The organism is Lentzea miocenica, assembly GCF_033949945.1.
Classification (GTDB): domain Bacteria; phylum Actinomycetota; class Actinomycetes; order Mycobacteriales; family Pseudonocardiaceae; genus Lentzea; species Lentzea miocenica.
On sequence record NZ_JAXAVW010000041.1, the window covers coordinates 1 to 14,256 of the forward strand.

The window sequence follows — 14,256 nt, forward strand, 5'->3', positions numbered from 1 at the left end:
GCGATTGTTCCTCATCCAGGGCGACGGCAGCGAGGTCCTTCAGGATGTTCTCGTAGACGTCGACGGTCTCCTTGTCATCGAAGAACAAGCAGCACTTGAGACTCTCGATGTAGACGAGCGGCGGGAACTTCGGAAACTTCATCAAGCGGAAGTCGCCGGACGTGCCCGCATGCATGCCGATCGATCTGGGGACGATCCGGATGGTGATGTACTTCCGCACCGACAGCCGCAGCAGGTGGGCCAACTGCTCTCGCCACACCTCCTCACCGCCGACGGGAAGCCACAGCGCCTGTTCGTGCACGTAGAAGGTGAACGTCCGGGTGTACTCGAGAATCTCCGCGCGGGCGATCCGGGCGGCCGCAACCGTGGGGACGTCCTCGGCCTCAATGGGCGCTGCCTCGGTGACCGCGTTGACGTACTCAGGTATCTGGAGCAATCCGGGGACGAGGATCATCGACCAGCAGGTGATCTCGTTGGCGGCCTTCTCGTGCTCGATCAGCGTGCGAACCTGGTCGGGCAGGCCGTCCTCGGGCATCTGCAGGTAGACGTTCCCCGACTCGTGGAACAGCGCCATCAGGCGTTCGCGTTCCTCGAGTGGGACGCGGCAGTAGGCGAGGAGCGTGGCGACTTCCAGTTCGGTCACGCCGCCTTTGCCGGCCAGCAGGTCGGACATCTTGGCTTCCTGCCAGCCGAGCAGCTTGGCGAGCTGGCGCTGGGTCAGGCCGGTGCGCTCGATGGCTTTGCGGACGCCGTTGCCGAACTCGCGGCCCACCACACTGGACGATCTCTTGGGCATGCGGGGAAAGTAGGCCGCCCGGCCCCGCCGGCTCCATCGTTTCGCCTCAAATCTGCCTGAAGGTGGGAGTCTTGGAGAATCTCCAAGTCGTAGGCTGGTGGCGTGCTTTCTGACGAGGAATTCGAACTGCGGGCGCGGCTGCTTTCCGCGGCCGACCTCCACGGTCACACGAACATCGTCGTGAACCCGGACGCCGAGGGTGCCGGGTACGTGTTCTCGGTGGGGGCGTGGCGGCGGTTCGGGGTGGCCGAGGCGGTGGTGATCGGGCTGCCGCAGGGCATGGGCGAGAACCTGATCAACATGTACGTGCGGCGGGCCAGTGGCGGCGAGCGGTTCGTGATGGGGAAGCTCTACGACGACTTCTTCGAGGGTGTGCCGGTCACGTTCGAGCGGGTGTACAAGGGGTTCTACCCGGAGTTCTTCGGTAGTGCGTACCTGCTCTACGACGGGTCGGAGTTCGCGGCGGTGCAGATCATCGTGCCCACGCCGCAGGGGCAGTGGCCGTGGCAGCCCGACGCGCCGCAAGGGTTCCACGAGCACCAGCTGGTCCTGACGGAAAGCGGTCTGCCGGAGAGCTGGACGCCGGGGGTCACCGGGCCGTGAACGTCCACATCGGACCACTGCGACCGCGGCACGCCGGTGAGGTCATGACGATCCAGCGTGCCGCGTACCTCCAGGAGGCCCGCCGGTACGGGGCGTGGGATCTGCCGCCGCTCGTCGAGACGCTGGAGGAGATCAGGAACCACCTCGCGCAGGGCACGCCCGCGTTCGGGGCGTTCGACGGGGCTCGGCTCGTGGGGTCGGTGCGCAGCCGTGTGGACGGCGAACGCATGGAGGTCGCGCGGCTCGCGGTCGCGCCCGACGTGCAGGGCGGCGGAGTGGGCAGGCGTCTCCTCGAGGCGATCAGCACGCGGACCCCGGAGGAGGTAAGAGTCGTGTGGCTCTTCACCGGGGCCGGGAGTGACGAGAACCTGGGCTTCTACGAGAGCGCCGGGTTCGTCCGGGTCGGTGAGCACCTCGACGCGGTCGGTATCAGGTGCGTCACTCTGGAGCAGAAGGTCATCTGACGTTCAGGGACCGGTCACGGGCGCCTGGCAAGGTGCTGAAGCGGTCCACCCACGACCAACCACCGGTGCGGACGTCGATCACACGTCGGCTGATCCGTCCGGCACCCGTCGGCCCCGGCGCATCCTGCGTCGGGGCCGACGCTGTTGTGACGCCTTGGGGCGGGGAGACCAAAACGTTGTCCGGAGGTCGTTGTCCGGTGTTCGAGCCCCGACACCGGACAACGATCAACCTGTAGAAATGCGGTGCGGTCAGCCAGTCCGGGGGGATCAGGGTGACCGTGCTCGGGGGAGGAGCGCCCCGCCACGCAGGAGGCAGAGGGGGATGCGTGGCGGGGCGCTTCAAGACGGCGTCGACGACGACTAGTTCGCGTTGAGGAACTGCTGGGCCAGGGCCTCACCCTGGGACGTGGCCTTGCCGTGGTCCTCGATCGGGGACACCTTCGAGTTCTTGAAGTAGAGGTAGTGCACCGGGCCGTCGGTCCCGCCGTTCTCCGGGTTCGGATTGATGCCCAGGTTCACCGCGGCGGCGTAGGACGCCTCACCGATGATGGCCTTCGGGCCCGTGTCGCCGACCACGGCGTACTCGACCTTGTTGTTGTAGATGATGGCGACGACGCCACCGCCCTGGATGCCGAACTTGCGGTAGTCCCACGTGCCGCTCGCTGACGGCACGACGACGTACGGGAGCTTGTCCGCGACCAGCGGCTTGCCCTTCGAGTCGTGGAAGGCGGTGTCGGGTTGGAACCACGGGTCGGTGTTCTCGTTGCACTTCGACGTGCGCTGGCCGTCGCAGTCGATGTCCAGGTCGGCCTTGTACCAAACGGCGCCGTTCTTGCCGCAGACCGGGATGTTCGCGGCCGTCTCGGAGTCGGACCGGTACTTGCCGCTGGAGATCTGCTGGCACGACGTCAGCTTGGCGAGCAGTTGCGAGGCGCTGGGGCCGGCAGCCTGGGCGGCGGGGGATGCCAGGACGGAAGCCACGACCACGGACACCGCGAAAAGCCCTGGGGCGAGCTTGCGCATTGCCACCTCTTTCGACAGGGAAGTTTCCTGACTGAAAGCGGCGGTGGCATCACTCTGCGCAACCGGAGTTGCAGGTGTCAAGGGCCTAAGGCTTACGTCCCAACAGTCCTATCAGGCGCGTTTGGTCGTCCGCGTCCTTTGCGACCGGTACCGGTGAGTCGAACAACGGACTTTCGCTCCACTCCTCGATGTTTCGTTCGACGTAAGCCAAAACAGTCGAGGCGAGCTCAGGATCAATTCGTTCCTCGGCGCCGATCGAACGCGCCAGATCCCACGCGTGCACGGCCAGGTCCGTGGTCATCTGCCAGCAGTACTCCTCGGCGTCGAGCGTTCCGGACGACACGCTCACGGACTTCGTCAACGCGTCCGGCTCCAGCCACGCCTCGCGCGCCGCCGCGGCCGCGACCACCCACGACACCAGCGGGTCGCCGCCCAGGTTGTCGTGGTCGAAGCGGTCACCGACCTGGGCGACCGTGCAGCCGGCCAGCAGTTCCGGGGCCCAGAGCTGCTCGTAGACCAGGTGGCCGACCAGATCTCTGACGGACCACTCCCGGCAGGGGGTGCCGAGCACCCACTGGTCGGGCGCGATCTCCCGGACCCGCCGGTCGAACTCGGTCATCGCCACTCCGTGCGCCTGGATCAAGTCCATCCCAGCAGTGCATCAAACCTCACTCAAAAGCGCACCCCGGGATGAGAGTTGGACCACTTGGACGCAACCCGAATTTCCAACCGTACGAGCGTTCGGCGTAATGTGCACCGATCCGCCGTGACATCGTTGACACGAGAGGACGATGGCCTTGAGCGCCCCTAGCGCCAGCATCTCCGAGCAGGACAAAGGCTTCTTCGGGCACCCCCGGGGCCTGTCCACGCTCTTCTTCACCGAACTGTGGGAACGGTTCTCCTTCTACGGCATGAAGGCCATCCTCGGCCTCTACCTGTGGACAGCAGCTGCCGAGGGCGGTCTCGGCGTCGACAAGACGCTCGCGTTGTCCGTCGTGGCCATCTACGGCACCGCGGTCTACATGTCCGGTGTCGCGGGCGGCTGGCTCGCCGACCGGGTCTTCGGCGGCCAGCGGGCCGTGTTCTACGGCGGTGTGCTGATCATGCTCGGCCACATCTCGCTGGCCCTGCCGATCGGCCTCGCGGGCGTGTACCTCGGCCTGGTCCTCATCGTGCTCGGCACGGGCCTGCTCAAGCCGAACATCTCCACGGTCGTCGGCGGGCTCTACGAGCAGCACGACAACCGTCGCGACGCCGGCTTCACGATCTTCTACATGGCGATCAACATCGGCGGTTTCGTCTCGCCGCTGATCACCGGCGCGCTCGCGGACGGCATCGGCTTCCACGCCGGCTTCTCCGTCGCGGCGGTCGGCATGGCGCTCGGCCTGATCCAGTACCGCATCGGCCGCAAGAACCTGCGCGGTTCCGCCGCCGTGGCGCCGAACCCGTTGCCCTCGCAGGAGAAGGGCCGCGTCTACGGCCTCATCGGACTGATCGCGGTCGCGATCGTCGGCCTCGGCGTGGTGTCGTACTTCCTCGGTGGCGTCGAGGGCGTGATCCTGATGATCAGCATCATGTCCATCGTGCTGCCGGTCGGCTACTTCACCGTGATGCTGCGCAGCAAGAAGACGCTGCCGGAGGAGCGCCCGCGGGTCGTCGCGTACATCCCGCTGTTCATCGCGGCCGCCATGTTCTGGCTGATCTTCGAGCAGAGCGCCTCCGTCATCGCGGAGTTCGCCGACTCGCACGTCGACAACCACGTGTTCGGCTGGGAGTTCCCGGTCGCCTGGTTCCAGTCGATCAACCCGATCATGATCATCCTGCTGGCGCCGGTCTTCGCGCTGCTGTGGGTGAAGCTCGCGAACCGCGCGCCGTCCACGCCGCGCAAGTTCGCCGGTGCGCTGGTGCTCGTCGGTCTGTCGTTCGTGCTCATGTACTTCGCGAGCAACTCGGCGGCCGACGGCAAGGTGACGCCGCTCTGGCTGGTGCTGATGTTCCTGATCATGACCGCCGGTGAGCTCATGCTGTCGCCGGTCGGCCTGTCCGTCACGACCAAGCTGGCGCCCAGGGCGTTCGCGTCGCAGACGATGGGCCTGTGGTTCCTGGCGAGCTCGGCCGGTACCGGTGTGGCCGCGCAGCTCGTGAAGTTCTACACGACGAGCCCCTCGGCGTACTTCCTCACGCTCGGTGGCGCGGCCGTGGTCCTCGGCGGCGGTCTCGCGCTGGCGGCCCCGGCGATCCGGAAGCTGATGTCCGGGGTCGAGTAGGTCCTTGGACAAGGTGAGAGGGAGGCCCGTCGCGGCGGCGGTGCGGCGGGTCTCCCTCTCACTTACAAGGATGCACTACGCAGATGTGTCATTGGGGCACGAACATTGCTCCAGGCGGGTGAAGTCGAGCACGTGCTGCGACGAATTTCGCCCCATGTCAGGTCGACTTCACCGCCAGTGACCGTTCGGTTTCGTTCGCCCGCACCGGAAGTCGCAACGCGCCGCGGATCAGCTTCGACTTCCTGCGCGCCACGGGCCCGTCCGGCGCGAGGTTCGGGAAGCGCTTGAACAGCTCGTGCAACGCGACCGCGCCCTCGATGCGGCTCAGGCCCGCGCCGATGCAGTAGTGGATGCCCGCCGAGAACGCGAGGTGCTCACGCGCGTTGGACCGCGTCGGGTCGAACTTGAGCGGGTCGGCGAAAACACGCGGATCCCGGTTCGCCGCCGCCAGCATGAGCATCACCGGCATTCCCTTCGGGAGGGACACTCCGGCCAGCTCCAGGCGTTCCTTCGGCCAGCGGATCGTGTACTGCACAGGCGGGTCGAGCCGCAGCACCTCTTCCACGAACCCCTCGGCGTACTCGGGGCTCTGCGCGAGCGGCGCGACGGTGTGCGGGTTCTCGAACGCCTTCAGCACGCCGTTGCTGATCAGGTTGACCGTCGTCTCGAACCCGGCGAACAGCAACAACCCCGTGGTGGCAACGAGATCCTCGCGGCTGAGGTCGTCGTGCCGCGTCACGAGGTGGCTGACGATGTCGTCCTTCGGGTTGCGGCGGCGCTCGTCGATCAGCACGTCGATGAAGTCGTTGTACTCGATGATGGTGGCGTGCAGGTTCTTCAGCTGCTTGTGCGACCACACGCCGTCGAGCGTCTCGGCGAGCGAACTGCCCCAGCGGGCGAAGATCTCCTTGTGGTCGTCGGGCACGCCGAGCAGGTCCGCGATCACCTGGATCGGCACCTGTGAGGCGAACTCGCTGACGACGTCGAACCGGTCGTCGAGCCGGTCGAGGTAGTTCGTGACGATCCGCTTGATGGACTCGGTGCGGTCCTTCAAAGCGCGCGGCGTGAAGAACGGCTGGACGAGCTTGCGCAGCCGGGTGTGGGTGGGCGGGTTCATCATCAGGAACGAGTCCTGCACCGGGTTGACGATCTTCTCGCCATCCTTGACCAGCGTGATCGGCACCATCGACGCCTCGTCGAACGTGGCGGTGATGAACCTGTTGTCGCGCAGCACCGAGTCGCAGATCTCGCGGGACGGCGTGACGTACGCGCCCATGCGGCTGCGGACCATGTCGCCCTTCGCGCGCACCTTCTCGTACATCGGGTACGGATCGCGGTCCGGCGGCGAGGCCATGACACCCGCGTACGGGTCACCCAGGAGCGCGTAGCCGCGGACGAGTGTGCGCAGCGCGAAGAACTGTGTGGCGGTCTTCAGCGTGGACGGCATGTGTCCACATTGCGTGCTACGTGAAGAAGCTTCAAGAGCTGCGGCGGTGGCGGCGCACGGTTTCTTCGACCAGATCGAGCACCGGCTCCATGTCGTCCGCCGGGAGACCCATGGCGAGGTGCGACACGAGGCCTTCGAGGACGAGTTCCAGGAAGTTGGTCAGGACGGTGACGTCGACGTCGTCACGGAGGTTGCCGGCCTCGCGCTGGCGGATGAGCCGTTGCCTGGTGGCCGCGGTGAGCTGTTCGCTGCGCTCGGCCCACCGGGCACGGAAGTCCGGGTCGGTGCGGAGCCTGCGGGAGACCTCCAGGCGGGTGCCCAGCCAGTCCGCCGCGTGCGCTTCGTCCCGTTTCTCCGGTTCTTCCAGGAGGTCGCGCATGACCTGGACGAGGCCCTGTTCGGCCACCACGTCGGCCATCCGGAGCGCGTCGTCCTCCGCCAGTGCGAGGAAGAGCGATTCCTTGTCGCGGAAGTGGTGGAAGATCGCACCGCGGGAGAGCCCCGTCGCCTCTTCGAGACGGCGTACCGTGGCACCCTCGTAGCCGTGACGCGCGAAACAGGAACGCGCGCCGTCGAGGATCTGACGGCGGCGGGCGTCTAGGTGGTCCTGACTGACCCTGGGCACCGGTAGATGGTCGCAGGGCGAGGGTGGGAAATCCAATCCGTACGTACGGATTGGACACGTCCATCGGTGTGATCTTTCCTGGCGATCCCTTTCGTGTGGATCATCGGCCGGGCCTGCGCGAACGCGCGCGGCGGCACCAATATCCTCCACCGCCATGGACACGCAGGAGATCATCAAGCTGTCGACGCTCGCCGAGCGCCTGGGGTGGCAGCGGCGTGAGTCCACAGGCGTCCACGTGGTCGATCTGCTGCTCAGCCGCACGGTCTCGGATCTCATCGCCGCTCTGGCCGAGAACCGGGACAGGTAACGGACAGTGTCACGGGTTGGTGGTAAGCGCTTTCCAGCAGTTCCGGGAAGGGGTTGACTCCAGATGTCACGTGGTGGTGTGATCTGCGCGACAGTTAGGAAAGTTTCTATCCAATAACTGAATCCGCCGCCGCATGGAGTGATCCCCCTACCCGTCTTGTGGGAGGCACAACAGTGGCACCGAGCAGAGGCCGGGCGTTACGCGCGCTCGGCACAATGGGTGTTGCGTTCGCGACAACCATCGCAGTGATGTCGGTACCGGAGTCGGCCCTCGCGGCGCCGATCCGGTACGAAGCGGAGAACGCGACGATCTCGCAGGGCGTCGTGGAGTCGAACCACGCCGGGTTCTCCGGTGCCGGGTTCGTCAACGTCGACAACGTCGCGGGGAGCTCGGTCGAGTTCACCGTGACCGCGGCGCGGGCGGGCCAGGCGAAGCTGGTCGTCCGCTACGCCAACGGAACCGCGGACAACCGCCCGGTCGACGTGAGCGTCAACGGCGGCCTCGCGGTCGACGAGCGCGCCTTCGCGGGCACGGGTGCGTGGACGACGTGGGTGTCGGCCGAGAACACCGTGAACCTGAACGCGGGCGAGAACAAGATCCGGCTCACGTCCACGGGTGCCACCGGCGGGCCGAACCTCGACTACCTGGAGGTCGAGGAGATCAACGCCGTTCCCGCTCTCGAGCAGGAAGCGGAGAACGCCACGATCTCGCAGGGCGTCGTGGAGTCCAACCACGCGGGTTTCTCCGGCACGGGCTTCGTCAACTACAACAACGTGGTCGGCTCGTCCGTCGAGTACACGATCACGGCTGATCAGGGTGGCGAGCACGAACTGACCTTCCGCTACGCCAACGGGACGACGGCCGACCGGCCCGTCAGCGTGACCGTGGACGGCGCCGGCGCGCAGACCGTGTCGTTCCCCGGCACCGGCGCGTGGACGACGTGGCAGACGCGCACCGCCAAGGTGACGCTGAAGGTCGGTGCCAACAAGATCAAGGCGACCGCGACCACCGCGAACGGCGGCCCGAACGCCGACAAGCTGACCGCGGTTCTGGTGGGTCCGCCGGATACCGAGGCGCCAACGCCGCCGAAGAACCTGCAGTTCGTGTCGTCGACGCACAACTCGGTGACGCTCAAGTGGGAAGCGGCCACGGACAACGTCGGTGTCACCGGCTACGACATCTACCAGCACGGCCAGCTCGTCACGAGCGTCGGCAACGTGCTGGAGGGCACCGCGACCGGTCTGCAGGCCGACCGCGAGTACGACTGGACGGTGTTCGCGAAGGACCGTGCGGGCAACGTTTCCCAGGCCTCGAACAACGTTCCCGGCCGCACCCAGCCCGCGCCGCCGGACGGTCAGGCCCCGACGACGCCGGGCAACCTGCGTTCCACCGGCGCCACGACGACCAGTGTGTCCATCGCCTGGAACGCCTCTACCGACAACGTGGGCGTCACCGGGTACGAGATCCACTTCGACGGCGCGTTGAAGCAGACCGCGGACGGCAACGCCACCTCGGCGACCGTCGCCGGTCTGACCAACGGCCAGGAGTACCGGGCTCGTGTGCGGGCCAAGGACGCGGCGGGCAACCTCTCGGCGTTCTCCAACGAGATCGTGGTCAAGCCCGGCCAGGGTGGTGGCACCGGTGTGCCGAACCCCGGGACGGTGACGACGATCGCCAGCGGGGTCGACGTGGCGTGGGGCCTCGCGTTCCTGCCCGACGGGTCGGCGCTGGTGACCGAGCGCGAGTCGTTCAACATCCTGCGGGTGACCGAGGGCGGCACCAAGACGGTGCTGGGCAAGGTTCCCGGCGCTCAGGGCACCGGTGGTGAGGGCGGCGCGCTCGGCATCGAGGTGTCCCCGAACTGGGCCTCCGACCGGTTCATCTACGTCTATCACACGTATTCCGGCGGAAACAGGCTGGTGCGGGCGCAGTTCGACGGCGCGCAGCTGTCCAACTGGACGACGTTGCTCGACGGCGTGCCGAAGAACCGCTTCCACAACGGCGGCCGGCTGCGCTTCAGCCCGGACGGGCGTTACCTGTTCATCTCCACCGGTGACGCGCAGAACGGCAGCAACGCGCAGAACATGAACAACAACGCGGGCAAGATCCTGCGGGTCAACCCCGACGGCTCCATCCCGGCCGACAACCCGTTCTCGGGCAAGGCGATCTGGAGCTACGGCCACCGCAACGTGCAGGGTCTCGACTTCGACTCGCAGGGCCGTCTGTGGGCCTCGGAGTTCGGCAACTCGTCGCAGGACGAGGTCAACCTGATCACCAAGGGCGGCAACTACGGCTGGCCCGGCTGTGAAGGCACCTCCGGTTCCTGCTCGGGCACGATCCCGCCGAAGAAGACCTGGTCGACGTCCTCGGCGTCGCCGTCGGGCCTGACGATCATCAACGACCACGTGTTCGTGGCCACGACCGTCGGCTCGCGCATCTACCGGATGCGGATCGACTCCTCGTCCAACCTGGTGGAGCAGCAGATCTACTTCCAGGGCACCTACGGCCGGCTTCGCACGGTCGAGGTGGACCGGGACGGCGACATCTGGCTGACCACGTCGGCGGACAAGGACGGCAGCGCGGGCAACGACCGCATCCTGCACATCGACATCGTCTACGAAGGCGGTGGCGGCGGCGGGTTCGCGTTGAGCTCGTCGGCGTTCGCGGACAACGCGATGATCCCGGCCAAGTACACGTGCGCCGGTGACGGCTCACCCGGCCAGGACCCGTCGCCGCCGTTCGCGTGGGGTGCTTCCTCCGGTGCTCAGGCCTACGCCATCGTGTTCGCCGACCGGGTGAACAACGGCAACAAGCTGCACTGGGCGATCTGGGACATTCCTTCGAGTGCCAGTTCGCTGCCGGAGAATCTCGGTGCCGGTTTCAACGTGCCCGGCCAGGGTGCGGCGAAGCAGAAGGCGATGGGCTCCGGTGCGAATTCGCAGAAGTTCTTCGGGCCGTGTCCCGGTGGCTCCACCAACCCGTACACGTTCACGTTGTACGCGTTGAACACCGCCACGGTTCCCGGAATCACTTCCTCGTCCACGATGGCGCAGATCGAGACGGCCATCAAGAACGCGTCCACCGCCAACACCGTGTTGCGCGGGCGTTCGAACGCTTCCACCTGATCGTGAACTGAACGGGCGGGGCCTCCTTTCGGGGAGGCCCCGCCTTTCGCTTTACTTCTTGGGCAGGGTGATGGCCCAGCTGTCGAGAACCCCGGCGTCACCTTCCGAGCGGTCGCGGACGAGGAGCTGCCACGTGCCGTTCTTGGTCTCGCTGGACAGGTCGACGGTGTAGACGGGCTGGAATTTCGTGCCCGTGCCGTTCGCCTTCAGCAGGTACGTCCGGCCGCTCGGCCCGGCGAGCTCGATCCGCACGTCGCTCTGCGCGGAGTGGTTGATCTTCACCTCGATCCTCGCGGCCTTGGGGGCGTTGCCTTTGCAGCCCGCGTACCGGATCGCCGTGCCGACGTACTCGCCGGCGTCGGGGATCTCGACGTCGTTGTCGTTGGACTTGCGGCCACAACCGGGCATGGGCGCCGGCGGCTCGATGCCGTGGTCGGTGAAGAGGAGTTTGTTGGGGGAGTTGGGTCCTGGGTTGGTCACCTTGTCACGTGTCGCCGCGTTGACCAGAGCGTCGCGGACCTGCTGCGGGGTGGCCGCGGGGTTCTTCGCGAGGTACAGCGCGGCCGTGCCGGCGACGTGCGGTGAGGCCATCGACGTGCCGCCGGCGACCAGCGTCGCGGTGTCGGAGTCCTTCCAGCTGCTGAGGATTCCCAGTCCGGGCGCGAAGACGTCGACACACGTGCCGTAGTTCGAGAAGTACGCCCGGCTGTCGTCGCGTGCCGTCGCGCCGACCGTGATCGCGGCCGGCACACGGGCGGGCGAGTCCGCGCAGGCGTCGTCGTTGGAGTTGCCGGCGGCGATGGCGTAGGTGAGGCCGGAGGCGATCGACCTCTCGACCGCCGCGTCGAGCACGGCGTCCGCGTCGCCGCCCAGCGACATGTTGACCACGGCGGGTTTGACGGCGTTCCTGGTGACCCAGTCGATGCCTGCGACGACCTGCTCGGTGGTGCCGGAACCCTTGCAGTTGAGGACGCGCACGCCGTGCAGCGTCACCTTCTTGGCCACGCCGTGGTCCTTGCCGCCGACCGTGCCCGACACGTGCGTGCCGTGGCCGTGGCAGTCGTCCGGGTTGGTGTCGTTGTCGATGGCGTCGAAGCCTTCTTTGACGCGGCCCTCGAACTGTTGGTGCGTCGCGCGGACGCCGGTGTCGACGACGTATGCGTGCACGTTCGCCGCGTCCGTCGAGTAGTAGTAGGTCTGGTCGTACGGCAGCGTGCGCTGGTCGATCCGGTCCAGCCCCCACGCCTGTGGGTTGTTCTGCGCGTCGCTGACGCGGTGCGTCCGGTTGCGCTGGACGAGTTCGACGCCGGGGTCCTTCGCGAGATCCGCGGCCTTTCGCGCGGTCATCGTGGCGCTGAACCCGTTCAGTGCCGCTGAATACGTGTGACGAACACTCACCTCGTATTGGTCGACGACATTCGCGCTCAGGATGTGCTCCCTGAGGACCACGACGAACGTGTCCTCGTCGGCCTGCGCAGGTGTGCCGATGAATGTCAACGCCATCGCCGCGGTTAGTCCGAGCCGAAATTTCCGCATTGTTCTCCCTTGTGAACACGTGTCGAACGGATCGCGCGGCGGATACGCGAACGCATTGCGCACAGTAGTGCACCTGTGGTCGCATGGGATGGTGGGAAACCTCCGCCGCCCATTACCTGGAGGTTCTTTCGTGCGTAAATCAGCAATGGTCGCGCTCTCGTTCGCCGCGGCATTCGCACTCACGGCACCGGCTCTCGCCGCTCCGGCCCCGCTGGCACTGACCAGCACGGCGTACAAGAACAACGGCGCCATCCCGGACAAGTTCTCGTGCGCCCAGGACCACAAGCCCGGCAACGACATCTCCCCGCCCCTGGCCTGGACCGGCGGTGACGTCAAGGCCGAGTCCTACGCGCTGGTGTTCGTCGACACCGGCTCCGGCAGCGGGCACAAGATCCACTGGGTCGCCTGGGACATCCCGGCCGCGGCCACCGGCCTGCCAGAGGGGCTGAAGAAGGGCTACGACGTCGTCGAGCCCGAGTTGAAGGGCGCCCACCAACGCGCGATGGGTGACAAATCGGTCAACGAGATGTTCTTCGGACCGTGCCCGCGCTCCAAGCACAAGTACGAGTTCACGTTGTTCGCGGTGAAGGTGAAGAACCTGCCGGGACTCAACAAGAACTCGAAGCCCGCCGACGTCGAGGCGGCGGCGAAGAAGGCGGCCGTGGGCCAGGCGAAGCTCACCGGCTTCTCCACCGCAAAGCCTTAGAAGCTGCCAATTCACCGGCAAAACTGGTTGATCACCGTACACTCCGGACCGTCGTCCGGACGAGCGATCTGGGGTCGCGGTGAGCGGTAGCAAGGTGTTGGTGGCGGGGGCGAGCATCGCGGGGCCCGCGCTGGCCCACTGGTTGCACCGGCGGGGTGCCGAGGTGACCGTGGTCGAGCGGGCCCCTGGCTTGCGTCCCGGCGGTCAGGCGGTGGACGCGCGCGGGGTGGCCAAGGAGGTCATCAAGCGGATGGGGCTGGACGCGACCGTGCGCGCGGCCCGCACCGACACCGCCGGCGCGTACACCGTGGACGTCGACGGGAACGTGCTGGAGACCTACAGCGCCGAGGACGACGGCGGCGACGGGTACATCGCGGACATCGAGATCCTGCGAGGAGACCTGTCCCAGGTGCTCTACGACGACACCCGCGACGGTGCCGAGTACCTCTTCGGCGACCGGATCGCCGGGCTCACCCAGGACGCGGACGGGGTCGACGTCACCTTCGCGAGCGGCGGCCGGCGGCGGTTCGACCTGGTGGTCGGGGCCGACGGGCTGCACTCGTCGTTGCGCGGGACGGTCTTCGGGCCGCGCGAGCGGTACCTCCGCCACCTCGGGCTCGTGCTGGCCTTCTGCACCGTGCCCAACGAGTTCGGCGTGGACGGCTGGATGATCGACCACCAGGACCAGGTGTCCGGCCGCTCCGCCGGTCTGCGGCCGCTCAAGGACGCCTCGCGGGCCATGGCGATGTTCTCCTTCCCCGCGGCCGGCTTCGACGTCGACTTCCGCGACGTCGAGGGGCAGAAGCGCCTGTTGCGGGAGCAGATGGCCGGCCTGGGCTGGTTGACCCCGCGCATCCTCGAGCACGTGGACGACGCCCCGGACTTCTACCTCGACCAGGTCGCCCAGGTGGTGATGGACCGCTGGTCGGACGGACGGGTGGGGCTGATCGGCGACGCGGCGTTCAGCTCGTCGCCGATGTCCGGTGGCGGCACCGGGCTGGCCCTCGTCGGCGCCTACCTGCTGGCAGGGGAACTGGCCGCCGCCGACTGGGACCACGAGGCCGCGTTCACCGCCTACGAGGCGCGGATGCGCCCGTTCGTCGAGGCCAACCAGGAGATCGGCCGCCTGCACGTGGCCGGCCGCGTCCCGCGGCCCGACGCGGAGCCGAGCCCGGAGCCCGACGTGGACGCGCTCATGGCGGTGGTCGAGCGCGCGATCAACGGGGTCGAACTGCCCGGCTACGCCGGAGTGCCGGACTCTCGGGCCACCGCGTAGTCAACTGGTGAGAAATGTGCCCGTGTGCACGCGTGCGCACGGGCACATCACTTGATTCGTAAGGATTTGAGGGCTGCAACT

13 protein-coding genes are annotated in these 14,256 nt (G+C 67.2%); 7 read left to right on the forward strand and 6 right to left on the reverse strand.

Annotated features, from left to right (window positions below):
* Window positions 1-796, reverse strand: a 796-nt coding sequence (locus tag SK803_RS38165; RefSeq protein ID WP_319971069.1) for a helix-turn-helix domain-containing protein, incomplete at its 3' end; no start/stop codon positions are given.
* Window positions 797-898: 102 nt separating this feature from the next.
* Between SK803_RS38165 and SK803_RS38170 the strand changes: the two genes are divergently transcribed.
* Both SK803_RS38170 and SK803_RS38175 read left to right on the forward strand, forming a co-directional pair.
* Entirely contained in the window at window positions 899-1,399 is a 501-nt protein-coding gene (locus SK803_RS38170) for a DUF4262 domain-containing protein (protein ID WP_319971070.1), read from the forward strand.
* A 44-nt stretch (window positions 1,400-1,443) separates the two neighbouring features.
* Complete coding sequence (locus tag SK803_RS38175; protein WP_319971071.1) at window positions 1,444-1,863, forward strand: GNAT family N-acetyltransferase; 420 nt, start codon at window positions 1,444-1,446, stop codon at window positions 1,861-1,863.
* 360 nt (window positions 1,864-2,223) lie between these two features.
* Here SK803_RS38175 and SK803_RS38180 read toward each other — a convergent pair whose 3' ends face one another.
* Both SK803_RS38180 and SK803_RS38185 read right to left on the reverse strand, forming a co-directional pair.
* Window positions 2,224-2,886: a glycoside hydrolase family 75 protein gene (locus tag SK803_RS38180; RefSeq protein ID WP_319971072.1), complete on the reverse strand. Its 663-nt coding sequence runs from the start codon at window positions 2,884-2,886 to the stop codon at window positions 2,224-2,226.
* An 85-nt stretch (window positions 2,887-2,971) separates the two neighbouring features.
* Window positions 2,972-3,535 (reverse strand): TIGR03086 family metal-binding protein, encoded by a 564-nt coding sequence (locus tag SK803_RS38185; RefSeq protein ID WP_319971073.1) that lies wholly within the window; start codon window positions 3,533-3,535, stop codon window positions 2,972-2,974.
* A 142-nt stretch (window positions 3,536-3,677) separates the two neighbouring features.
* On the opposite strand from SK803_RS38185, the gene SK803_RS38190 reads away from it, so the two are divergent.
* Window positions 3,678-5,153, forward strand: coding sequence for a peptide MFS transporter (locus SK803_RS38190; protein ID WP_406601645.1), 1,476 nt, complete (start codon window positions 3,678-3,680; stop codon window positions 5,151-5,153).
* 157 nt (window positions 5,154-5,310) lie between these two features.
* On the opposite strand, the gene SK803_RS38195 is transcribed toward SK803_RS38190, so the two are convergent.
* A complete protein-coding gene (locus SK803_RS38195; protein WP_319971076.1) occupies window positions 5,311-6,600 on the reverse strand; it encodes a cytochrome P450 in 1,290 nt (429 codons plus the stop codon).
* Between the two features lie 31 nt (window positions 6,601-6,631).
* Window positions 6,632-7,225: a TetR/AcrR family transcriptional regulator gene (locus SK803_RS38200; RefSeq protein WP_319971077.1), complete on the reverse strand. Its 594-nt coding sequence runs from the start codon at window positions 7,223-7,225 to the stop codon at window positions 6,632-6,634.
* A 154-nt stretch (window positions 7,226-7,379) separates the two neighbouring features.
* On the opposite strand from SK803_RS38200, the gene SK803_RS38205 reads away from it, so the two are divergent.
* Window positions 7,380-7,532: a hypothetical protein gene (locus SK803_RS38205; RefSeq protein ID WP_319971078.1), complete on the forward strand. Its 153-nt coding sequence runs from the start codon at window positions 7,380-7,382 to the stop codon at window positions 7,530-7,532.
* Between the two features lie 248 nt (window positions 7,533-7,780).
* The gene (locus SK803_RS38210; protein ID WP_319971079.1) at window positions 7,781-10,657 is read left to right on the forward strand and encodes a PQQ-dependent sugar dehydrogenase; all 2,877 of its coding nucleotides are present in this window, start codon (window positions 7,781-7,783) and stop codon (window positions 10,655-10,657) included.
* Window positions 10,658-10,708: 51 nt separating this feature from the next.
* Here SK803_RS38210 and SK803_RS38215 read toward each other — a convergent pair whose 3' ends face one another.
* The gene (locus tag SK803_RS38215; RefSeq protein WP_319971080.1) at window positions 10,709-12,193 is read right to left on the reverse strand and encodes a S8 family peptidase; all 1,485 of its coding nucleotides are present in this window, start codon (window positions 12,191-12,193) and stop codon (window positions 10,709-10,711) included.
* Between the two features lie 130 nt (window positions 12,194-12,323).
* Between SK803_RS38215 and SK803_RS38220 the strand changes: the two genes are divergently transcribed.
* Together SK803_RS38220 and SK803_RS38225 are read left to right on the forward strand one after the other, a co-directional pair.
* Window positions 12,324-12,899 (forward strand): YbhB/YbcL family Raf kinase inhibitor-like protein, encoded by a 576-nt coding sequence (locus tag SK803_RS38220; protein ID WP_319971081.1) that lies wholly within the window; start codon window positions 12,324-12,326, stop codon window positions 12,897-12,899.
* A 79-nt stretch (window positions 12,900-12,978) separates the two neighbouring features.
* Window positions 12,979-14,175 (forward strand): FAD-dependent monooxygenase, encoded by a 1,197-nt coding sequence (locus SK803_RS38225; RefSeq protein WP_319971082.1) that lies wholly within the window; start codon window positions 12,979-12,981, stop codon window positions 14,173-14,175.
* Window positions 14,176-14,256 lie beyond the last annotated feature (81 nt).

Coding starts and splice junctions, on each gene's coding strand:
- SK803_RS38180 (WP_319971072.1), bottom strand. CDS start 2,886: ATGCGCAAGCTCGCCCCAGGGCTTTTCGCGGTGTCCGTGGTCGTGGCT.
- SK803_RS38195 (WP_319971076.1), bottom strand. CDS start 6,600: ATGCCGTCCACGCTGAAGACCGCCACACAGTTCTTCGCGCTGCGCACA.
- SK803_RS38190 (WP_406601645.1), top strand. CDS start 3,678: ATGGCCTTGAGCGCCCCTAGCGCCAGCATCTCCGAGCAGGACAAAGGC.
- SK803_RS38215 (WP_319971080.1), bottom strand. CDS start 12,193: ATGCGGAAATTTCGGCTCGGACTAACCGCGGCGATGGCGTTGACATTC.
- SK803_RS38185 (WP_319971073.1), bottom strand. CDS start 3,535: ATGGACTTGATCCAGGCGCACGGAGTGGCGATGACCGAGTTCGACCGG.
- SK803_RS38210 (WP_319971079.1), top strand. CDS start 7,781: ATGTCGGTACCGGAGTCGGCCCTCGCGGCGCCGATCCGGTACGAAGCG.
- SK803_RS38205 (WP_319971078.1), top strand. CDS start 7,380: ATGGACACGCAGGAGATCATCAAGCTGTCGACGCTCGCCGAGCGCCTG.
- SK803_RS38175 (WP_319971071.1), top strand. CDS start 1,444: ATGACGATCCAGCGTGCCGCGTACCTCCAGGAGGCCCGCCGGTACGGG.